Origin of the sequence: Paracoccus sp. 08, from assembly GCF_024105395.1 — a bacterium.
Taxonomy (GTDB): Bacteria; Pseudomonadota; Alphaproteobacteria; order Rhodobacterales; family Rhodobacteraceae; genus Paracoccus; species Paracoccus marcusii.
Genome location: NZ_WEKR01000069.1, coordinates 20,828 through 42,592, shown reverse-complemented (window position 1 = coordinate 42,592; position 21,765 = coordinate 20,828). Strand labels below are relative to the sequence as shown.

Below are 21,765 nucleotides of genomic sequence, written 5' to 3'. Positions count from 1 at the left end.
GGCTCACTCCAAATCCGGCATGGTAAAATCAAGCATCTGCTGTTCCTGCGCCCAGGCACTGGCAATCGACACGTCCGACATGCCCATCCCGTAGCTCTGGAGAGCGAGAAGCTGATTGTTCTTGATCAGCTCGCTGACAGCCTCACCCATCATCCGGGTGTTCAGGTCGATGGCTTCCTTGATGCCGGTCTGTTGCGGGATTTCCCCCACCAGACGGTCAAGGCGCTGGAGGCTGACCGCACTTTCCCGCTGCGCGGTATCGGCCGAGGCCGCCACCATCGCGCCGGTCGTGGCTTGGTTGGCCGCGCGTTTTTCCGCCACGCTGCCATCCCGGCCCATGGCCTCGACCCGTGCCGGATCGAGGCCCGCCCCGATCATCGTCGTCTGCGCGGCCGCCTGTATCTGCTCACGGTAATCCGAGGACAGGCCCGACCAGTCGCCGGACGATGCCGCATTGGCGGCTTGCAGGATGCTGGTCATTTTCGGAGCGAGAACCGTATCCAGCCCGCCCCCCATGAGAAGGCCCTGAATGTCGGCATTGCCGGTCAGGACGGCATAGATCTGTTGCAGCTCGTTCGTCTGCGATTGCAGTTCGGCCAGTTGCTCGACAAGCTGGTCCAGCATGTCGGTCTGGATGCCGTAATCTTCCAGCATCCGCCTGATCTGCGTGATCTGCTGCGCGATGGACTGGGTATCGACGGTCGGCACACCCTGCGCCGTGACCGGCGCGGGTAGTGCCACGGACAGGCACAGACCCGCGCCGACGATCAATCCCTTGAATGCAATCCGCATATTACAATCCCCCTTCAAAATTCATGAATGCGCGTTCCTGCGCGAAGGCAGAAGCAGCCGCGATCTGCTCTGCCGTCATCGGCTTGGAGCGTGTGGCGACGAGGCGCGTCCTGATGACCAGCAGGCGCACAAATTCGGCGCGCACATAGCTGTTCAGGGCCATCGCCTCTGCTGCGTTGGTGGTCTCTCCGATACGGGACATGGCTTCCTCAAGGCGCGCCATCGCCAGCCCCATGTCCTGTCCGGCCTCGTCGGCATATTCCGCCGTGGCCCCGCCGATCATCGCCTTCTCGGCATTGGCCATGTAGCTGGCCTCGATGCTGCCGATCTGGTCGGCCGCGCCAAGCGCCGCCATGTATTCCTGATACTTGGTCGGGATGATCCGGACGTAGTTCTGGGTTTCCTTGAACGGCGGCACGCCGCCATATCTGCGAACATTACCCGCCCCGGCGTTATAGGCGGCCAGTGCCAGGGTCATGTCGCCGTCAAACTCGTTCAGCCGCTGTGCAAGATAACGCGCGCCACCCTCGGCCTGGACATAGGGATCACTTTCATAAGTGTCTCTGATGCCTAGATCACCGGCGGTTTCAGGCATGATCTGGGTCAAGCCATAGGCCCCGGCGGGCGAGCGAGCATGGGGATTGAACCGGCTTTCCTGCCAGATCAGAGCCTGCAACCAGCACCGCCACTGGATCAAAGATAGCCCGGCACGCTGCATGTGGTGCGTGTCCTGCGCCGCCCGGATGATGATCTGTTCGACGTTCTCACGCTCGCCGCTAAACAGCCTGTCCGCCGCGGCGCTGTTGTCGGTGGCATAGACTTCCGCAGACGGCGCAAAGCCTTCCTCTAAGCCCCGAACCGTTTCCTCGGCCCCCGCCCCATCATCGGGCAGGGTCATCCCTTCGGTGACCGCCTCCAGCGCCTCGACCTGTTCCCGTTCGGCTTCGACACGCTTGCGGCCTTCCTCGGCCTTCTGCCGTTGCCGAACGAGGTCCGCTTCAAGCCGCAGGGTGATCTCCGCCTCGCGGGCATTCTTGGCCGGATCGACAACCGGCACACCTTGCGCCATCGCCGTGCTGGACAGCATCAGGGCAAGAACAGGGGCCGCCAGAGCCACCGCCAGGCTGCCCGCAGTCCCTTGCTCGATCCTTGACGTCTCGCGCGGGCCTTTTGCGGGCATGGAGCGCGGATCACCGTTGCGCATAAGGACCATCCTCGACCGCACCCTCATACACGCCCACCTGGCGCACAGCGTCCTGTCGCGCCTCGCCCCACAGTTCTGGCAGGGGGCGCAGATCGCAGGTCAGATCACCCCGCGCATTGAAGCACTTGCTGCTGACCGGCTTTGATTGGGTGCCAGCGCAGGCAGACAGGGCCAGGGACGCCAAAACGGCGCAGAGGGCATGCTTACGCATTTTCAAATCCTTTCCAAAAATCAGGGCGGGTCCGGTAGTCCGCGCCGACCAGCGCCTCACCGGCCTTCATGCCGCCGAGGATGGTCAGGAGCGGGCCAAGGGCCGAAAGGTCTGTGTCGATGACATGCGAGCCGTCATCGGATCGCAGCAGGGCGATCCGCGAACCGGGATTCACGCCCATGAGGATTTCCAGTTCTTTCTGGTTCAGCGGCAGCCCGGCATAGTCCTCGGCACTGGCATCCTTGTTCGGCAGCAGCATTTTCGTGGGCAGTGCCTGCATCAGGGTCCGGCCATGCGCGGAGGCTTGGAGCTGATGCGCAAACTGCGTCATCATCACCACGACCGTGTTCTGCTTGCGCGCCGTGACCAGCCAGTTTTCGATGCGGCCCGCAAAGTAGCTGTTGTCCAGCGCCTTCCACGCCTCATCAATGATGATGATCGTGGGGCGCTTGTCCTCGATCTGCCGCTCGATGCGCCGGAAGATGTAGGACAGGACCGCCATGCGGGCTTTCTGATTTTCGCTATCCAGAATGTCCGTCAGGTCGAAGCCGACAAACTGGCCGTTCAGCGAGAAGGTATCCTCGACCTCGCGCCCGAAAATCCAGCCGAAGCGGTTTCCCTCGGTCCACTCGTTCAGCCGTTCCGCCAGCGCGCCCCCGTCATGGGTGGAGCCGACCAGCTGTGCAAACTGCGTCCAGGTCCGCAGGTTGGGATTTCGCGCCTCTGCGTTTTGGCGCACAGCGTCGCGCACCGCGCGGGACTGTTCCGGCTGGAGCTGGCTATGGCCGGTTTCCATCAGGTGAATGATCCAATCGCTCAGCCATTCCTGCCCGGACGTGTCCGTCTCGATCCAAAGAGGATTGAGGCCCGTGCGTTCGCCTGCCTTCAGTTCGGAATACCGGCCGCCCAAGGCGCGCACGGCCATTTCCATGCCCCGGCGATAGTCGAAGACAAAGACCCGCGCGCCGACACGTTGCGCTTGTGCGGCCAGGAATGCCGCCTGCACGGATTTGCCCGACCCCATGCGGCCAAGGACCAGCGTGTGACCGTTGCTTGGTTCCTTTTTCGGATCGCCTTCTTCATGGAAGTTGAAGCGGTAGGCACTGCGCGAAATTGTCGGAAACCACGTAATCGGAGTGGCCCAAGGCACATTTTCACCGCTCTTGCCCATGGCTGCACGATGCAGCGCCGCGAAGTCGGCAAACTGTTCATTGGTGATCGCGCCTTCGCGGATGCGGAAGGCACGGTTGCAGGGATGCTGGCCGAAATAGACGGTGCGGGCCGTATAGCCCTGCGCGATCATCTTGACGCCCGCGCCTACGGCGATGTTGCGGATCATCGAGCTGATCTTTGCCAACTCCGCTTCGCTGTCAGCATAGACGGCGACCGCCATCTGATGCTGTCCGAAAGAAATCTCACCGGAAGCCAGACGGTTTTGCGCCTGTTGCACGGCCTCGATTAGGTTGGCGGCCTTGTCGTTGATCGCGGCGCGGCGGCGCAGTTCCCGCGCGATCCGCTCTTCCATGATGCCGCTGTTGACCGGAACGTAGTAGTTCGACACCACCATATCGACGGGCAGGTCCAGTTCATCGAACATGGTCACGAAGGACTCGCGCGGAAACTCTTTGATCGAGTAGATCATGCCCACCCGATCCGGCAGGCTGCCCCCGGTCAGGTAAATCTTGTCGCCCTTGAAGGTGACGCGTGTGTTGCTGACGGTTTCCGCAATGGTCCGGTCCAGCGACGTGTGAAATGTCGGAACCTCGATCCCGGTATTGATGCTTTCGAGAAAGCCAAGCAGTTGACCGCTAGATGCGGTCAGCACTTGCGGGCTCATGCCTGACAAAGCCGAGCAGAGAAACTCCACGACCTCTTGCAGCTGGCCCACCTGGCCGTCGATCTGCCGGGCCAGAGCTTCCTGAGACTGGCGCTGCGAGAACGGGATCTTCGATAGCACGTCAGGACGCTTGATGACGGTTATGGTGATGGTGTGTTCGCGCAGGTTGGCGCGGCTCATATGGGCCTGCCAACGCCGGTCGATCTGGGCAGCAAGCCCATCATCCGCGACGGGCGGAAGGGCCGTGTCGATGCGGCGCGATACCTTGTGGACGGTATAGGCAAACTTGTCGCCGGTCTGGGCGATGATGCTGGCGAAAATTTCCTTCATCCGGTCCAGCTTTTCATCGGCGACGGTCAGGCTGTTCAGCCCGGAGACGCGGATACACTGGAACAACTCATTGCCCCTGGTGCGGATGGTCAGGTCGTCGATCAGCGAGACATATGGCAGCATTGAAGCCACCGATTGTTCCCGGCTGGCCCATGCGGGCAGGGCATCAAGGGCGGCAGGCCCAATCCGAAGATTACGGTTCATAGCTATCAGCACCCCATTGATCGCGGTTTTTGGTTCGGCGGGTTTTTTTGCTTACGACCGTGACCACATCGAAAAAATGCGGGTCCCATTCGGCAGCGATCCAAAGGGCCGGATAGGACAGGGCCGTGAATGTGAGGGTCCAGAAACTCTGGACCCACACGAAAGCCAGGACGGACCCCACCATCCAGATCACGGCATAGAACATCGGAAGACCCATAATGCGGGCCGGGCGAATGAGGCCGAGGAACAGCGGGGACCGTTTAACCATGAGATTACTGAGTGCCCCACATCGCGTTCACGATGACGCTGGCGCCGGCGACGATGGCGATGCCCGCGACGACATAGACGACAGTGCGGAAATCGACGTAGCCCATCAGCCAAGCCGCGCCGATGCCGATCACGGCCAGCGTTGCCATGGCCCGGCCAAGCGGCCCGGTAAGGGTGTCGGCAATTCCGGTCAGAATGTTCGTAATCGGGCTGAGGTTGATCTGCCCCTGGGCCATTGCAGGCTCTGTCATCAGCATGAAAAGGCCGACAGCCAGCAAGGCAAAGAGCAGCAGGTTGAGTGCCGAAACCGGCATTGATTTGGTCATAGGATGTCTCCGTTCAATCGGGAAAAGACGGCCATCACCTTGCGGACGTGGCCTTGGGTTTCGCGGTAGGGCGGAATGCCCCCGTGGCGCGCGACAGCTTCAGGGCCAGCGTTATAACCAGCCAGTGCCAGCTCCATTGATCCGAACCGATCAAGAAGAAGGAGCAGGTATCGTGCAGAACCATCGAGGTTCTGGTGCATATCATGGGGGTTCACGCCGAGCGTTGCGGCGGTGGCTGGCATCAGCTGGCCGAGGCCGATAGCCCCGACATGGCTCCGCGCCCGAGGGTTGTAAGCACTCTCGATTTCAATATTGGCACGGTAGAAATGCCGCCATTCCATGACTGACATTCCGGCTTTGCGCAGGGCGACGTGACCGCCGTAGCGCATTGCGGTCTGATCAATTGCGTTGAGGATTTCTTCGCTTCCGGAAACTGCACGCGGCGCGACAAAACCGCTTTCCGGTTCTGCAAGAAACGACATGGAGTCTTGGGAAGGGGATGCCGGGCGTTCAGCCTCTGGAATTATCGGCTGCCCGCCTGATCCGAAATGGCGAGCGAAGCCGTTGCTTTGTTCTCTGAATTGAAAGGCTCCATCGGAGCCGGGCACGAGAACCATGCCATTTGCAAAGGAGTGGCCTGGATTAAGCGGAAGAAGCCCTATCAGGCAGCCAGCCATTGCCGGAGAAAAGGAGGATAGTGAAGACCTAGCTCTTTTTCTTATCTTCTGGATTTGTTGATGTTGAATGGACGGTCCGCTCTTTATCAAACAGCGGAACATCCACGTGCCTGAATCCGGCTTCGTGCATGAAGGAAGTAAGGCCGTTAATTGTTCTGAAAACCCTGACTTTAATTTCGTCCATATCATCGACCTTTCGTGGTGTCGTGACGAGGAGTTTTTCAAAAGTCCCTTCTGAATTAACGACGCGAACGATCCATTCGCCATACCAGACGGATGCTTTGCGGTAGGCCGCCGCTTGGCAAACGACCTCAGCGAGATAGCCGCTAGCAACGAGCTTTCTGAATCTGGGTTCTGTAACCACATTCGGCGTTTCTTTTTGTAGCTCTATTTCTTCCACGCCTGTGGTCCTCCAACCGGTAGGACCAGGCACCCTTCTCGGGCAGCCCAGTTCTACGATAATATAATATTGACAACAACCCTATAGGATTGATTGACGCGACTTTTCTCCTGCGCAGCCATCAGTAGGGCGCTGACCAAACAAATTAAAGCTACTTCGGAGGGTGCGGCCTGTGCTGGCTAGGGGGAGTGTTGCGTGCAGGATTGTCTTCAGCCCGCGGCAGAATGCCTTTGCTACAATGCCGGGATTTGCTGCTGCGTCTTGCATGGGCATTCCAAGCGACGCCTCATAAGAAGCATGGCGGGCAGACCTGATGATGGGCCTGAACCGTGATGGGTGTCTTGCGTGACAAATAAGCAGGGCGGCCCGAAGACCGCCCTAATGCACGGGGCCGGGGCTATAGGGTGCTATGAGCAATGTGCAGTTTGCACATTCCTCATTCGTAGATCACGTTTTCGCATCTCTCGCCCTTCCACATGATGGCGACATGCCCAGTGTTCCACTTGTAGAGCCAACCCACGACTTCCCGCGATCCCTGATCCAAGACACGTTTGATCGGATGAGCCTGCTCTCTCTCGTTGAGCGATCCAGTCGTATCGTCATCGACAGACACGATTTTGCTGCCTTGAATACCCATATCATTACTCCCAGGGGCGGCGCGGTGTGTGGCAACGCAGCGAGTTCCATCCACCGGCGATTTGTTCATTTCTGGTTAATGAACTATGGTCCGCGGCCTGATCACGGCACGATACGAAATTGAGCGAAACAGAACGAAATGAAACCCTCCAACATGCTGATAAAAAATGGAAAGTTTTTCGTTCAGCCTGATGCTAGTGGCAGAGATTTCAAGGTGCTTTTCAAGAACCTCGCGGCGGCAGGAGCCGGGCGACCGGTTGACGAAAACGGATTTCCAAAAGGCCCTTGGACGGCAGACCTTCTCGCTGAAGCGATCTCATTGATCGACGCAAACCGGGCAGGGATAGAGCTACGCACTGTCCAGCTCTGGTTCCAAGACAACGACAAAGGCATCAGTCCAGAGAACATCCGATGGCTTGCACGGATCTTTGGCTGCGACGACCCCAAGGCGACAAGCGCCTGGCAAGCTGAATTGAGTGCATCGCAAAGGCAGCTGGTTGTCCAAAGACGTGAGCGGCAGAAATCTTTGGTCAGCAGCGCCTCTGAGGCAAGCAACCTAGAAGAAATAGCAGTCGAAGTTGGCGACGGGATCGTGATCGATGCCGACGACGATCTTCCTGATGATACTCAGCCCAAAAGACGCTTCAGTCTGGCCCGAACATCAGAGGCAATCTTTGGTGGGGGATCGTTCCTAGACCTACCGGTATCAGTCTTTGCCGGCGCAGCGGTGCTTGGATTTATGTCTGTCTTCCTGGGTGTCCATAGTATTACCTACGCGGAAAACAATGGACCATTGAAGCAAGTAGGCTTTTTTTGGGCTCCAAACTGGACTCTTCTTTTCATGGTGTTCTTGCCTCTCTTTCTCGGCTTTTGCCATGAGGTAATAGCCTTCTGGAAAAATGAGGGGCGAGCCCTGCTTGTTGCAGCAAGCGGTAGTTCAGAGGGTAATAATGGATGGTTGAAAAAGGTTGAGGCTTCGCAGCTTACCTACTGGTCAGTGTTTCTCGTCTGCATAGGATTTGCGGGTATTTTCCAGTGGGTCAGTGTTCGCTTATTGCCCCTTATTGATGGTAGTCGCGATTATGCGATTGATTGGGGGTCAATTGGCATCATACGCCCTGAGCTGACGTCCGTAATGGCCCAGGCATTCTTTACCGGAATTGCTTACCTGTATATGTGTCTCTGCTTCTATCTTTTCTTAGTGGGGCTTATTTTACTTTACACGTTGGCATATGACTATAGGGACATTAAACGTAAGTCAGAGAGGATTGTCGATGACAACCCGTCAGATGCTATCTTGAAGGTCAGCGAAAAACTTTCCAAAGGTGTTTTCAGGTGTGCTATATCAGGCATCTTAATTGCAATCTGCATGAAGCTCCAGTCTGTTTACTTGGTTACGGACAGTAGTAATATCATAAGCTGGCTCGTGAATGACTTTTACGCTGTAACGGTTGGGAGCGACACTATTCGTAGCCACAAAGAATTCAGCACTCCTAACCAATATACAAGTTTGCTTATTGTCATAATAACAGTATTTACGTTCGCTTATGCACTTTCCCAAGTGGGGCTTGTCCGGCGGTCTGGAAATGCCCGTGTAAAAATGGCAGGTTGTGTCCTGTCTTTGGTCATAGCCTATACGGCTATCGGGATGGTCAATGGCTTTTCAATCATTCTAGGTCTTTCCATACTTCTCGCGGCCTATGGCCTCTTTGATCCATGGTTTGGATCCCGGTATGGCAATGTGGAAAGGCGCGTTGATGTATCATAGCTGGCTGGATCGTTGGGATGATAAACGGGCGCAGCGTGGAAACGCCTTAAAGTGCCAAACTGTGTTCAGTCTGGACGCGCATCTTGCGTTTCCTATACCGGAAAGTGAAAATATTGGCATTGCTGATTTCATACGTTTGGTTGAGCGAGCTGTCGCTGATGATTCATTTTTTGAAGAACCCGCGAAGTCTAATTTCAACTATACATGGAAAGATGGCTGGATCGAGTATCAGTCTGATATTAAAACGGGCGTTGCGGAGAACGACCGTATTCAAGCCAAAGTAACTGACAGCATTACCAAAAAACGCGCCCTTATTGTTTTTCATCATTGGAATGCGAGATCGAGATATAAGCAGATCGCTGCATTCCTATCGAGGCGGGGAATTACGGTAGTCCAGATTGCTATGCCGTATCACTTTGAACGGTCCCGGTCGGAATCGTCATATGCGGATTATATGATCAGCTCTAATTTGGGCCGGACACTACAGTCGGTTCAACAAGCCGTATCGGATGGGCGGAAGCTGATACGCATCCTGGAACGTGAGGGCTATGAGCATATTTCGGTCTTGGGCATAAGCCTTGGGTCTTGGATCGCTGGCCTTGTTGCCGCTACAGACAGAGCTGTTAGGAAGGCAGGGCTTTTTCTGACCGCAGGTAGTCTGGCCGATATGGTTTGGACTGGAGATGCTACGAAGCACGTTCGCGCCAGCTTGGAGGGCCAGATCGACACCACGCAACTCAACAGAGTGTGGAGTCCGCTGAATCTCGAAAACTATACAGAGCAGTTGGCACGGCCCGGTCTGGAGCTTCTGATTGTCGTTGCGACCAGAGACACTGTAGTGCTGCCCCATCTGGCAGAACCTTTGATCACCAAGTTGAACCAGGCCGGGGCGAGGGTGGACACCCTACAGCTGAACTGCGGGCACTATTCGTTTTCGCTGCCACCTTACATCCTACCGGCAGGTCTTCGCACGATCCGGTTTCTGACAGGGTGAAGAATGACCTCTAGGCGTTGCCAAAGCGTTCTCAAAGGCTCTATATGATCTTATACTGATGACAGACATCGTATAGGATCGTTGCTTTGAGGAAGTGGTTATGCGTTGTCTAGGCCAAGTCACGTTGGGAGTGATGATCGCCGTGTCGGCGGGCGTTGTGACACCGATGCGTGTCGCTGCGCAATCCTACCCGATCGATTGCGCAATTCTTCTCTGTCTGGCTGGCGGCTTCCCTGCATCAGCGGAATGCACAGCAGCCAAGATCGAAATGATCCGTCGCGTTACGCCGTGGCCCGTTGAGCCGCCCTTGCAGCTCTGGAACTGCCCGCTGCGTGCCAGCGGTCTCCCGCCGCTGCCCAACATGGGCAGCGATGGTCTGACAGACGATTTAAGGGGCTATCGTGACGGCATCGAGGTTTACCACGTCAACTATCGTGGTCAGCGGAACAGTGAGGGCATCGAGATATCAGATTCGACGCAGCGGGGCTTCTACGACGAGGCCGGCGAGTTTCGTTGGATCAGTATCCGCCTGCAGGACGCGCCTTTGTGGGTTCGTGACCGGGTAGGGTATCACGGTGGAGAACAAGCCGGAACGAGGCGTGGCATTGCGATGAGGACCATGGATTACAGCGGTCAGATTTCCGAAATCATTTGGGAGACTTACTGACGCGGGTCATTCGGCGCCGGCAGTCATTTATTCATCAGCCACTTCGGCGCCTTTGGCGTAGGCTATGCGGCAAAATGCCCGGAAAGAGAGGGACGAGCAGAATCAGATAAAACCACCCACCCAACAGGAAACCCCCCGCGCGGGGGTCCGCACGAGGGGGCTTGGGTTTGGTAACACAGGTTTGGCGACCTGAATTAGCAAGATGTTCGACTGCTATAGTTACCTTCCCACTCCCGAAAATCAAGAGCAAAAAGCGCATCTGTGCGAACGGATACGGCTTGCCTGCGGACACCGCGCTTCTTGATCGAGGAGCAGCAGATGAATACCAGAGAGGCCGCAGAACGCGGCAATTTTTTCAAACGCATAGACGGCGTTATTGATGGCACGCGTGCCGATGGCAGTGCGGCCGATCGCAAACCCATCCACCGCAATTCGCGTCGTAAGGGATCTTGTGAGGCATCGTTCTGGCGCGGGACGTCACGCCAGGACGTACAGAAGGTCTTGATGGCCGCCCGATACTATGACCGGGTAAAGAAGGAACCTGGCAAGCGGAACGGACCCCTCGGCGGCATCGCTTTGGAGGTTTTAGCGCTGTTCGCGAATTTGGTGAACTTCAAGTCGGGCCGATTGGATCCGTCCCTGGACTACATCACCGAAAAACTTTGCCGGTCTCGAGACGCGGTTGTGCGGGCACTAAAGGCACTGCGCGATCACGGCTTTTTGGACTGGCTGCGCCGCTTTGAGCCTGCCCCGAATGAGGGCCGGGGGCCGCAGGTCCGACAGGTCAGCAATGCCTATCGCTTGTCCGCCCCTAAGCGCGCCCTTGCGCTTCTCGGGCGGTGGGCTGGTCGGCCGGCAGCGCCGGATGACGACCAGGCAGCGCGCGAGGACCGCTTTGCAGTGGAAGCAGAGCATGTCGAGACCCTCGACCTTGCTGGACTGGCAGCGTTCAAGATCGAGGACTCAGATCTTGCGAAGGCTTTGGCGATGATGGGCAAGGCCATAGATTTACGCGAGTCCGCCAAGCGGACTGAATTCCAATCTACCTTCTTCTCTTATACTTTATGACATTGATGAAATTGCACATTCGGCCGGTAACGCGCCCGCGCCGCAGTTCCAACCCGAACAAGACGGGCTGATGGGCACGCTTAGGACCATCAGATCAAACCGTAGTTCTGGCGGCGCCGTTGTACTGGCTATGAATGACACCCTATTGCGGCCGAGGAGCCGTGCGAGCCCGTTTTGAGCGATGAAGCGTTCCAGAAAAGCTTTTTCCAGCCTTATGCCTGTGCTGCGCCCTTTCAGGCCAGTGTTAGCAAACTGATAAACGACCACCGCGGGGGCACAAATGCGTAGTAACTCCAGATCGGCGTCGCAACAACGAAAGGCGCGGCAGTTTGCTCCTCGTTGTGCACCGGATGTGTCCGCGGCACACCTAACTCGTGCGCTGCCGCAAGAACAAATCAGGGGTTCGAAACACCATAGCACGGGCCTGCTGGCCGTTCGTTTTGAGTTCGACAAACCTCATAGTTGGACGGTTCGCAGCCTCTGCGATGGCCTCCGTATCTGCCGCATCATTCTTCTGACGTTTCACAAAAGGCTTCACGTATGCGGGTGGCACCAACCTCACCTCATGGTCGAGTGCGCCGATCTTCCGAGCCCAGAAATGGGCCGTCGTGCAAGCCACCATTGCAACCACGCAAGGCGGCGGCTGCGCGAAGACATGAAGCCCTTAGCTCCGCGAGAGCTTCCATCGGCATATAACGCACCCAACGCAAGTTCCGCCATGAACCGGAAAGACCCGCTTTGCCAGATTCAGACCGACGATGCTAATCTCTGCCAGTGATAACCCCTCCTTCCTGTGACATTGTCCAATATCGCTTTGGCACATCGCAGTGCTGTCGTGAGGGGGTATACACCCCATCAGTTCTGGGTGGAAATCAACAGCAAGGATATTGAATGACTCAGGCTAGGCGGCCTAAAATCGATTAATCGCGCGTGCCCCTAGTTTGACACCACCGTAAACTCAATCATAGCTTCGAAAATAACTTAAAAAGAAAGAACTACCATTCACAAAGATACTAACGAATGATATCTCCGGTGTTGGACAGCTTCGTTGCTCCATTTAAATAGGGATGCAAAGCAGCTGGCAGTTGGACTGAGCCGTCGGCTTGCTGTCCGTTCTCCAGCACCGCAATTAATGTCCGTCCCACCGCAAGGCCGGAGCCATTCAGAGTATGCATAAATTCAGGCTTACCTCCGCCTTCTGGTCGATAGCGCGCGTTCATCCGCCTCGACTGAAAAGTCCCGCAATAACTGATGCTGCTGATTTCGCGATAGCGATCTTGGCCCGGCAGCCAGACCTCTATATCATGAGTAATCGCTGCACTTGGCCCCATATCGCCCGCGCACAAAATGACCGTACGATAGGGCAGGCCTAGTATTTCCAGTACCGCCTCAGCGCAACGCGTCATGCGGTCGTGTTCGGCAAGGCCGGTTTCCCCGTCGGTAATTGACACCATTTCGACTTTCTCAAACTGGTGCTGACGCAGCATCCCCGTTGTGTCACGTCCGGCGCTGCCAGCTTCCGAGCGGAAACACTGGCTATGAGCCACCATGCGACGCGGTAAGCTGGCGTAATCGGCAAGGTCGCCGCTGACGGTATTTGTCAGCGTTACCTCGGCGGTAGGGATAAGCCACCGTCCTTCGCGAGTCTGATAGCTGTCCTCGCCAAATTTAGGCAGCTGTCCGGTTCCATACATCATCTCCTCCAGCACCAAGACTGGAGTCCAAGTTTCCTGAAGACCGTGGCGGTCAACGTGCAGGTCGATCATGAACTGTGCTAGCGCGCGGTGCAGACGCGCGACACCGCCTTTAAGAACGACGAAACGGCTGCCGGATAGCTTGGCGCCGGTCTCAAAATCCATGCCTAGCTTGACCCCCGCAATCTCGAAATGCTCAGCCGGGGAGAATTCGAAATGGCGGCGATCCCCCCACTGGCGTAATTCGACATTGTCATCCTCGCTTTTACCCGCAGGAACGCGGTCAAGTGGGAGGTTCGGGAGGGCGAGTAGCAGGTCCTGCAGGCGGCTGTCCAATGTGGCTGCCTCTGCCTGCATACGCGCTACTTTCGACTTTTTCTCAGCCATAAGCGCGCGTAGACGCTCGAATTCTGTCTGATTTCCAATGGCCTTGGCGGCACCCACATCTTTGCTGGCACGGTTCTGATCGGCTTGCGCCGTTTCCGCGGCATTGATGAGAACGCGTCGGTCGCTGTCTAGCGACAGGATTTGCGCAGTAAGCCCATATAAACCTCGCCGGTTCAGAGCCTGTTCAAACTCGGTCGGATTCTTCCGGATAGCATGTATGTCATGCATAGGCACACCTTCGCAGCAACTCGAACGGAACCTGCGTACCTTAAGAAAGACGCCGGTAAAACCCCTGTGGATTATCTTTTAGAAGATGCCTCGCTGTATTAAGGTTCTACCCCTTTCTTAGACAGGATCTGGCGCCTTGACAGCTCTAAATTACTACTATTAATATCGTCGATGTTGATTTCCACCCAGAACTGAGCCGGGTTTGGAGTGAACCCCATGGGCTGGACCACAGGCCCCTAGAAAACTGATACGCTGGACGGGCCTTGATTGGAGAAGGCCCATGACATCACGAGGTCCCTACCGCCGGCATTCCACGCCGTTCAAGCTGCAGCTTTGCCAAGACATCCGCACCGGTGCTCTTGGGCGGCGCGATGCGCAGCGCAGCCACAATCTTTCCGCTAACCTCATTCAGCTATGGCTCACGTAATATGACCGGGGCGAGTTGAACGACGAGGAAGCCGAGGCCAGTGTCATTGCAGAGTATGAAGCTCGCATTGCCGCGCTCGAGCGTAAGGTCGGTCAGCTCACGATGGATCTGGATCTTGCAAAAAAAACACCGCGGATGTCGACCGCGGGCGGCAGCGAAAGATCCTTTGTGATTAGCGGCCCCTTGGCCGCTCCGTCAGACGGAGATGCAAAGCCATGAACCTGCCGCGCAGCACCTACTACTACCGCTCTGCCAGGACCCTCGAGCTGACAGACGGCGAACTCACCGCCACCATCGAAGATGTCCAGGATGAGCTACCCTGCTATGGCTATAGACGCGTGACCCACGAGCTTCGGCGCCGTGGTTTTGCAATCAATCACAAGAGGGTAGCACGGGTCATGCGAGTAGCGGGACTGGGCATCAAGCCCCGCAAGCGCTCTGTGCGTACGACTGACAGCCGGCATGACTCTCCAATCTTTCCCAACCTGTATCGCAACCTCATTCCCGATCGCCCTGACAGGGTCTGGGTCGCGGATTTCACCTACATCCGTGTCGTCACAGGCTTCTGCTACCTGGCCGCCATCCTGGATGCCTGTAGCCGCAAAGTCATAGGCTATGCATTGTCACAGCATCTGGATACGGAACTGGCACTCGCAGCTCTGCGCGCGGCCGTCATGACCAGAAAGCCTTCCGATGGCTGCATTCATCATACGGATCGCGGCTGTCAGTACGCATCCCAAAGCTATCGGGATGCCCTTGATGCTTCAGGCTTGCGCGGTTCGATGAGCAGCGTCGGCAATCCTTATCATAACGCGCAGGCTGAAAGCTTTATAAAGACCCTGAAGGTCGAGGAGGTCTATCGAGGCGGTTACGAGACTTTTGCCGATGTGGCAGTCCGCTTGCCGATTTTCATTGAGCAGATCTACAACACGAGAAGGCTTCACTCAGCCCTCGGCTACAGAACCCCCGAGGAATTCGAAACCCTGTTTGCCCAGAAAGTGGCTTAGTTCGAATGGTGCGATGTGGTCCAGCCCATGGGGTTCACTCCACACCCGGCTCAGTTCTGGGTGGAAATCAACATCGTCGATTCACTTCGAATTGCGGTGAGTAGACCACTGCTGCCGGTCGGCCGCAAAGGGCCGAGGCTGTGTCAAAACCTAGCGATGTGCTATGCTTTCCTGACGTCGGGAGGGCAGTCCATGACCGGTTTCATCGAAGGTGTGCAACGCAGCCAGACATCCCTGTTCCCGGATCAGCTCGACGACTGGATCGGTGGGGATGACCTTGTCCGCGTTGTCGATCTGTTTGTCGATGAGCTTGATCTGTCTGGCCTCGGGTTCAACCGTGCCATGGCTGCAAGGACGGGGCGGCCGGGTTATCATCCGGCGACTCTGCTGAAGCTCTTCATCTACGGCTATCTGAACCGCATCCCGTCCAGCCGGCGGCTCGAGCGCGAGGCCGGGCGCAATGTCGAGGTTATGTGGCTGACGGGGCGGCTTGTGCCCGACCACAAGACGATCGCGGAGTTCCGGCGCACGAACGGCGATGCCATCCGCAAGACCTGCGCGCAGTTTGTGAAGTTGTGCCGCCGGATCGGTGTGCTGAAGGGCGACTGCGTTGCCATCGACGGCAGCAAGTTCAAGGCGGTGAACAACCGCGACAGGAACTTCACCAAGGGCAAGATCGCCAGTCGGCTGGCGCATCTGGAGGCCGATGTCGAACGCTACATCGACGAGATGGTGCGCATCGACCGGCAGGAGGAAGGCGAGGTTCGGAGCGAGCGGGTGCGGCACCTCGGCCGCCGATATGGCCGGATCCGGCAGGAAATCGACCGGCTAAAGGAGATGGACAAGGCCTTGGCCGATGCACCAGACGGCAAGATTTCCCTGACAGATCCTGATGCCCGCGCCATGGCGACCAGCGCCCGGCACAGCGGCATGGTCGGCTACAACGTCCAGAGCGCCGTCGACACCGAGACCCACCTGATCGTCGCCCACGAGGTCACCAACAAGGGCTTCGACCGCGATCAACTTAGCCCGATGGCGATCACGGCCAAGAAAGCGCTCGACCGCGATAAACTGCATGCCATTGCCGACAAGGGCTATTTCAGCGGCAATGAGATCCTGGCCTGCCAAGAGGCCGGTATCACCACGACCGTGCCGCGCCCGGCCACGTCGGGCAATGCGGCCAAGGGGATGTATGTGAAGGCCGACTTCACCTACGACGCCGAGCGCGATGTCTATATTTGCCCCGCCGGCGAGGAGTTGACCTATCGCAGCACCCGCGAAGAGCGCGGCGTTCAAATTCGACGATATTGGGTCAACGGTTGCCAGACCTGCCCCATGCAGAGCCGATGCACCACCGGCACCGAGCGCAGGATCACCCGGTGGGAGCACGAGGACCTGGTCGACGCGGCCATCCAGAGGCTCGGCCGTGATCCCGATCCAATGACTTTGCGCCGCTGCACGGTCGAGCACCCCTTCGGCACAATCAAGGCCTGGATGGGGCACACTCACTTCCTGACACGGCGGCTCAAGAACGTGCGCAGCGAGATGGCACTGCAGGTGCTGGCTTACAACATCAAGCGGATGGTGGCGCTAATCGGCATCCAGCGGCTGATGCAGGCCATTCAGGTCTGATTGCCGCCCGTAGCCCTTGCTGTTCCGCCGGGACACTCATGGAAGTCTTCCGGCTCGAACGACTGGCCCAGCTGGCGGAAAACGGCGGAGCGCATCAAACTACTCGGAAGCGCCACGCCGCGCCGACGCGCTGGTCGAGTTTTGACACAGGCTCGGCCTTGTGCGACCGACGGTTTTTGTAAAATTCCCTCCAGTTGCACACTCCTATGCGTGCATGCAATTCGCTTTGCTAAGCATGTAGGTAGACGCATTTGTATTTCAGAGTGCGCTACACCACAGGGGCTCGATGAAGATGTTTGGTCTTGTCGAGTGTTGCCGCGGCACGAGCTCCAGCCATGCAGCCACGTTCCGCGCTTGCTTGAATCGTGACGGATTACCCATTGGACGCCAGGATGGCAGTTTCGCCAAGTGGTCCGACACCAAGAAGCATAGTTAGCCGACGCACAGTCTCATTTCTGTCCGCGATGTTCTTGATTTCAGTGGAGATGCTGAGAATTCGCTCTTTCAAGCAGAGAAGGTCCCCCTGTAGCTCCCACAGGACACTGCGCGCCCGCTCCATCAGATTATCTTCCGGGTCATCGATCGTGCGGTCAATATCAAGTCTGAACACACCGGCGCCTTGGCGGAGAGCGACGCCGTGCTCCAGACAGTATGAGCGCATCCGACAGATAAGACCGGTCCGTCCCTTCACCAGTCGGCTGCGGAAACGGTGTAGTATCTGCAGATCAATCTGGTGCGCCTCCCTGATCACGCCGAAGCAAATTCTGGGTCTGGTTGCAGCCTCAGCGTCGATGATATCGGTTTTATGCGACTTCACGTTGGGTTTAACGAACTGCGCCGGGATGTTGCGGACCTCTTGACCGAGTTCCTATAGTTTCCGGGCTAGGTATTTGATCCCGCGGTTTGACAGTGCGATCCTTTCCGAGGAATGGAAGGAAGCATTATAGGCCAGGTTCGCCATGAAAGCGCCAAGACCACGCATGCCGTCAGAGCTACGATTCAACGATCGCAAGCTTCGCTCGCGACGCTGAGCCGGGAGTTGGGCATCAACCAGAAGCCGGTGACGAAGTGGCGCAAGCGCAAGACGGTCGAGGATCTCAAGACCGGGACAAAGGAGCTGCGCTCGACGATCCTGACCGAGGCCGAGGAGGCGACGGTCGTTGCTTTTCGTCGGCACACGCTTTGTGAATAGCCCCGAGTTTCTTAGACAGCTTCGTGTGTCATCTTCTGCTGCCGTTCGAACTCGACTGGTGACAGCATCCCGTTCCTCGCATGCTTGCGCTTCGGGTTGTAGAACATCTCGATGTAATTGAACACGTCCTGTCTGGCTTCTTCGCGGGTCCGATAGGTTCGCCGTCTGATCCGTTCCCGCTTGAGGAGGTTGAAGAAGCTTTCGGCCACCGCGTTGAAGCTCCTATGTTCGTCAAGCGGCAATCGGCGGCGATTTTGGTCTGCACAGGGCATTGTATATCTCCCGCACGATGTATCGTTTGATGCAGCGCACGATCTCGCGCCGCGTCTTGCCCTCAGCCGTTCGCCGGGCTGTATAGATTTTGGTTTCATGGTCGTCGCGCATGCGCACGATAGCGACACGGTAAAGCGCTGCATTGGCCTGCCTGTTGCCGCCGCGGTTCAGGCGCATTCGGTTCGTCTTGCCACTCGAGGCCGGGATCGGGCAGACGCCGCAAAGTTTGGCAAGGGCAGCTTCGGATCGGATGCGCTCTGGATTGTCGCCGACCAGGATCAGCATTTCGGCAACGGTCAATGTCGAGATGCCATGGGATTTCATCAGTTCGGGCGCCTTGTCTGTGACCATGCGCTCCAGCTCCTGTTCGTGGACAAAAATTTCCTCGTGCAAGACAAGCCAGCGGCGCGCAATCGCACGCATCGCGGTTTTGGCTGAAGTGGTCGGGGAGGTAATCTCGCCCGGTCTGAGGGCTGCGATATGACGAACGAGAGTGATCGGTCCCTTGATCTGGTCAAGGCTGGCGCGCAATTCGGCCGGTGCGTTTATAATCAACGTTTTTAAGGTGATCATTGCCTGTGACTTGGCTTTTACCGCACTGTCCCGCGCGATCTTGATATGCCGGATCATCTCTGAAGTCCCGCCTTGGGTTTTGGCCAAGGCGGTGGCCTGACCGTTCAGTACGGACCTCGCAGCACCTTCGGCATCAAGGCTGTCAGATTTGCCATGAAGGTAGCGCAGCTGCCGATTTGGACGCATGACGTCTAGCACAGTATGGCCCTTGGCCAGCAGATCCCGGGACAGACCAGCGCCATAGGAGCCCGTGCCTTCGATGCCAAAGGCTTTGACGCTCCCCAACCCGGTCGCCCATGCCTCGAGGCCATGATACCCGCCAGGGGTGGTAGGAATAGACATGACACCCAAGCGGGCGCCCTGCATGTTGATCGCGACAGCAATATGGTTGGACTTGTGTGTATCTACTCCAACGATGATCTGATCCATGGCTTCCCCTTGGCCAAAATGAGCCCGGGCATCGATCGAAGAGGACAGGACTGTGAAGGTACGGGACCGTCAGGCTCCTATGAAGTCACATCTCGCCCGCTGCCGGGGCAACCTGATGGTCGACACGTCAACACAATGACACGGGGTCAATCGTAGCATGGGTCAGGCCATCAAGCTGCAATACCACATTCACAGTCATGGCAGTTTCCTCGGCGGCTCATGGAGTGCTCAAGATTGTGGGCGCGCAGGAAGGCGGCCCAATCCATGCTGGTGAATTGGCTGCCCTGATCGGAGTGGATCAGCACCTTCGCCTTGGGTTTGCGTCGCCAGACCGCCATGAGCAGGGCTTGCAAGACGACGTCCGTGGTCTGGCGGCTTTGCATCGACCATCCGATGACACGCCGAGAATAGAGGTCGATGACCACCGCGAGATAGGCAAAGCCCTGCTGCGTCCGGATGTAGGTGATGTCCGTCACCCAGACACGATCCGGTGCTTCGACGTCGAACTGCCTGTCGAGGGTATTGTCGACTACGACCGAAGGCTTGCCTCCGTAGCTGCCCGGACGCCGCTTGTAGCCGATCTGCGCCTTGATCCCTGCAAGCTATGTCAGTCTGGCCACGCGGTTCGCGCAGATACTTTCTCCCTGCTCCAGAAGATCGTCGTGCAGTTTGCGATAGCCGTAGACCTTGCCGCTGTCGGTCCAGGCATTGAGCAGCATCTTCGTCTGGCGCTTGTCTTCCATCGCCCGATTGCTCAGCGGCACCTGAAGCCAGGCATAGAACCCGCTCGGTTGGATGCGCAGGCACCGGCACATGGCCCTGACGGAAAACTGCCCTCGATGCTCGGCCACGAACGCGTATCTCACCTTGCATCCCTGGCGAAATACGCGCTCGCCACTGTCCTCGGACCGATGGCGGACAGGGCTCGCCCTTCTTTAGAATGTCCCGCTCCTCCGACGCGCGCGCCAGCTCGCGCTTCAGCCGACGGATCTCGACATCCTTATCGGTCTCGCCTGTGGCCGCCTTCGCGAACTTGCGCTTCCACGCATAGAGCGAATGCAGGCTGACCCCGAGCCGCTCCCAAACCTCCTTGATCGGGTAGCCCCGCTCCGTGATCTGTGCGACCGCGTCACGCTTGAACTCGTCTGTGAAATTGCCTGTGCCCATCACGGCCTCCTTGCCTCAAGGTTAGCGAAGAAGGTGTCCAGGAAACATGAGGCTATTCAAAAGTTTAGTCGAAAACTGCAGTTTTAAACGGTCCAGTTCCCAGGGGGCAGAGTAGTCTCATTGCCACAATCACATTTACAACCCATAGTTGGCAACGCGATGTAGTTGTCGGAATAAGCCGGCACACACGTTGGGAGGATCACTATGGCTGACGAATTTGTGCCGCTGTCAGTTCAGCAATTCTCCAGAGAAGCTATTAGGACCGATAGACGTAGCGACGATGGCTCGTTGAATTTCCCACTGTTGGGGCTGTTCGGGGAAGTCGGCAGCCTCCTTGCAGAGGTCAAAAAAAAACAGAGAGACAAGATTGCTTACCTTGCCTATGCGGAGGCCGTCACGGAAGAACTGGGTGATGTGCTGTGGTACTTCAATCTTGTCGCCATTAGAGGTGGCGTGACCTTTGCTGATATCGTCACAAACCTGCACCAAGACGGCGATGACTGGGAATCAGCATCTGAAGAGGCTCTCACCTTCGATGCCTTGCAACCATCAATCATTGGCCCACCGAAATCGCCAACGGAAGCTTTTGAGAACACGCTTATCGAGTTGGCGGCCGCTGTTGGCCGGTTGATGGACAAACATGCCAAAAACGATCTCAGCCATGATCCTTCTGGCCTTGGACCAAGCCTCGCCTCCATCTTAGAAACCCTCATTCGATCAGCAAATGAGGCTGGCGTGAGTTTGGAAGCAGCCGCCGTGAAGAACCGGCACAAAACCCTCGATCGTTGGCCTGTCGAAAAGAACTATCCGTGTCCCTTCGACGAAGATGCGCCGTTTGAAGAACAATTGCCTCGGCACATCAAGATCGAAATCTTTGAGCGCTCGGTGTCTGGAAAAAACTATGTCTTTCAGACTTGCCATGGGCTCAACATTGGCGACCGTCTCACCGACAACGCAATGACGCCAGACGACTATCGCTTCCATGACGTCTTCCACTACGCTTATGTAGCTGTCCTCGGGTGGTCTCCGGTCACGCGTTCTTTGTTCCGGCTTAAACGAAAGAGCCAACCTACAATTGATGAAGCGCAGGATGGTGCGCGCGCCAAGCTTATCGAAGAAGGCGTTACTACGTGGATCTTTGGTCAAGCTATGAACATGGAGTTCTTTGAGGGACGCGTTCCTGGAGAGCTACCATTCGACTTGTTGAAGCAAGTCCGTCAGTTCGTCTCGGGTTATGAGGTTAGTGAATGTCCGGCTTGGCTATGGGAACGAGCCATCTTGCAAGGCTATGCTGCCTTCCGCTACCTACGCGAACATCGACGTGGAACCATTGTCATAGACATGGTGAACCGCCGCCTCGACATAGAGTGATTTA

At 57.1% G+C, this 21,765-nt stretch carries 19 protein-coding genes and 4 pseudogenes; 9 read left to right on the top strand and 14 right to left on the bottom strand.

Annotated features, from left to right (window positions below; translation table 11 throughout):
* Positions 1-3: 3 nt before the first annotated feature.
* The 9 genes from GBO37_RS17690 to GBO37_RS17650 form a co-directional block, all read right to left on the bottom strand.
* Positions 4-771: a type IV secretion system protein gene (locus GBO37_RS17690; RefSeq protein WP_252930243.1), complete on the bottom strand. Its 768-nt coding sequence runs from the start codon at positions 769-771 to the stop codon at positions 4-6.
* A gap of 22 nt (positions 772-793) precedes the next feature.
* Positions 794-1,996: a transglycosylase SLT domain-containing protein gene (locus GBO37_RS17685; protein WP_252930242.1), complete on the bottom strand. Its 1,203-nt coding sequence runs from the start codon at positions 1,994-1,996 to the stop codon at positions 794-796.
* Complete coding sequence (locus tag GBO37_RS17680) at positions 1,983-2,207, bottom strand: hypothetical protein (RefSeq protein WP_157020521.1); 225 nt, start codon at positions 2,205-2,207, stop codon at positions 1,983-1,985. The genes GBO37_RS17685 and GBO37_RS17680 overlap by 14 nt, the downstream gene beginning before the upstream one ends.
* Positions 2,200-4,578: an ATP-binding protein gene (locus tag GBO37_RS17675; protein WP_252930241.1), complete on the bottom strand. Its 2,379-nt coding sequence runs from the start codon at positions 4,576-4,578 to the stop codon at positions 2,200-2,202. Before GBO37_RS17675 ends, GBO37_RS17680 begins: the two co-directional genes overlap by 8 nt.
* On the bottom strand, positions 4,568-4,846 hold the full coding sequence (locus tag GBO37_RS17670; RefSeq protein WP_042250064.1) for a type IV secretion system protein VirB3: 279 nt from the start codon (positions 4,844-4,846) through the stop codon (positions 4,568-4,570). The genes GBO37_RS17675 and GBO37_RS17670 overlap by 11 nt, the downstream gene beginning before the upstream one ends.
* Before the next feature lie 4 nt (positions 4,847-4,850).
* On the bottom strand, positions 4,851-5,171 hold the full coding sequence (locus GBO37_RS17665) for a TrbC/VirB2 family protein (RefSeq protein WP_231559042.1): 321 nt from the start codon (positions 5,169-5,171) through the stop codon (positions 4,851-4,853).
* A complete protein-coding gene (locus GBO37_RS17660) occupies positions 5,168-5,788 on the bottom strand; it encodes a lytic transglycosylase domain-containing protein (RefSeq protein WP_371927626.1) in 621 nt (206 codons plus the stop codon). The genes GBO37_RS17665 and GBO37_RS17660 overlap by 4 nt, the downstream gene beginning before the upstream one ends.
* Positions 5,789-5,876: 88 nt before the next feature.
* On the bottom strand, positions 5,877-6,248 hold the full coding sequence (locus tag GBO37_RS17655) for a hypothetical protein (RefSeq protein WP_252930238.1): 372 nt from the start codon (positions 6,246-6,248) through the stop codon (positions 5,877-5,879).
* A gap of 436 nt (positions 6,249-6,684) precedes the next feature.
* The gene (locus GBO37_RS17650) at positions 6,685-6,954 is read right to left on the bottom strand and encodes a hypothetical protein (RefSeq protein WP_252930236.1); all 270 of its coding nucleotides are present in this window, start codon (positions 6,952-6,954) and stop codon (positions 6,685-6,687) included.
* A 69-nt stretch (positions 6,955-7,023) separates the two neighbouring features.
* On the opposite strand from GBO37_RS17650, the gene GBO37_RS17645 reads away from it, so the two are divergent.
* The 4 genes from GBO37_RS17645 to GBO37_RS17630 all read left to right on the top strand — a co-directional run bounded on the left by GBO37_RS17645 (position 7,024) and on the right by GBO37_RS17630 (position 11,381).
* Positions 7,024-8,652, top strand: a complete 1,629-nt coding sequence (locus tag GBO37_RS17645) for an RcgA family putative transporter (protein ID WP_252930235.1) — start codon at positions 7,024-7,026, stop codon at positions 8,650-8,652.
* On the top strand, positions 8,642-9,646 hold the full coding sequence (locus GBO37_RS17640; protein WP_252930234.1) for a S9 family peptidase: 1,005 nt from the start codon (positions 8,642-8,644) through the stop codon (positions 9,644-9,646). The genes GBO37_RS17645 and GBO37_RS17640 overlap by 11 nt, the downstream gene beginning before the upstream one ends.
* Positions 9,647-9,779: 133 nt before the next feature.
* The gene (locus GBO37_RS21690) at positions 9,780-10,313 is read left to right on the top strand and encodes a hypothetical protein (protein WP_371927625.1); all 534 of its coding nucleotides are present in this window, start codon (positions 9,780-9,782) and stop codon (positions 10,311-10,313) included.
* Positions 10,314-10,631: 318 nt separating this feature from the next.
* Positions 10,632-11,381 carry a helix-turn-helix domain-containing protein gene (locus tag GBO37_RS17630; protein WP_252930233.1) on the top strand — a complete coding sequence of 250 codons (750 nt, stop codon included), beginning with the start codon at positions 10,632-10,634 and terminating at the stop codon, positions 11,379-11,381.
* 373 nt (positions 11,382-11,754) lie between these two features.
* On the opposite strand, the pseudogene GBO37_RS17625 reads toward GBO37_RS17630, so the two are convergent.
* Positions 11,755-12,156: pseudogene (locus tag GBO37_RS17625) on the bottom strand (IS110 family transposase); the annotation flags it as partial.
* Positions 12,157-12,394: 238 nt separating this feature from the next.
* The gene (gene serS, locus GBO37_RS17620) at positions 12,395-13,690 is read right to left on the bottom strand and encodes a serine--tRNA ligase (protein WP_252930232.1); all 1,296 of its coding nucleotides are present in this window, start codon (positions 13,688-13,690) and stop codon (positions 12,395-12,397) included.
* Between the two features lie 442 nt (positions 13,691-14,132).
* On the opposite strand from serS, the gene GBO37_RS17615 reads away from it, so the two are divergent.
* The 4 genes and pseudogenes from GBO37_RS17615 to GBO37_RS17600 form a co-directional block, all read left to right on the top strand.
* A complete protein-coding gene (locus tag GBO37_RS17615; RefSeq protein ID WP_252930231.1) occupies positions 14,133-14,336 on the top strand; it encodes a hypothetical protein in 204 nt (67 codons plus the stop codon).
* On the top strand, positions 14,333-15,124 hold the full coding sequence (locus tag GBO37_RS17610; RefSeq protein ID WP_252930230.1) for an IS3 family transposase: 792 nt from the start codon (positions 14,333-14,335) through the stop codon (positions 15,122-15,124). The genes GBO37_RS17615 and GBO37_RS17610 overlap by 4 nt, the downstream gene beginning before the upstream one ends.
* A 192-nt stretch (positions 15,125-15,316) precedes the next feature.
* Positions 15,317-16,756, top strand: a complete 1,440-nt coding sequence (locus GBO37_RS17605) for an IS1182 family transposase (protein WP_252930229.1) — start codon at positions 15,317-15,319, stop codon at positions 16,754-16,756.
* 943 nt (positions 16,757-17,699) lie between these two features.
* Positions 17,700-17,939 (top strand): annotated as a pseudogene (locus tag GBO37_RS17600) (IS481 family transposase); the annotation flags it as partial.
* 20 nt (positions 17,940-17,959) lie between these two features.
* On the opposite strand, the pseudogene GBO37_RS17595 reads toward GBO37_RS17600, so the two are convergent.
* From GBO37_RS17595 to GBO37_RS17585, 3 genes and pseudogenes are all read right to left on the bottom strand, one after another.
* A pseudogene (locus GBO37_RS17595) lies at positions 17,960-18,163 on the bottom strand (IS3 family transposase); the annotation flags it as partial.
* A gap of 16 nt (positions 18,164-18,179) precedes the next feature.
* A complete protein-coding gene (locus tag GBO37_RS17590; RefSeq protein ID WP_252930228.1) occupies positions 18,180-19,223 on the bottom strand; it encodes an IS110 family transposase in 1,044 nt (347 codons plus the stop codon).
* 194 nt (positions 19,224-19,417) lie between these two features.
* Positions 19,418-20,390: pseudogene (locus GBO37_RS17585) on the bottom strand (IS3 family transposase); the annotation flags it as partial.
* A 204-nt stretch (positions 20,391-20,594) separates the two neighbouring features.
* Between GBO37_RS17585 and GBO37_RS17580 the strand changes: the two are divergent.
* Positions 20,595-21,761, top strand: a complete 1,167-nt coding sequence (locus GBO37_RS17580; RefSeq protein ID WP_252930226.1) for a nucleoside triphosphate pyrophosphohydrolase family protein — start codon at positions 20,595-20,597, stop codon at positions 21,759-21,761.
* Positions 21,762-21,765 lie beyond the last annotated feature (4 nt).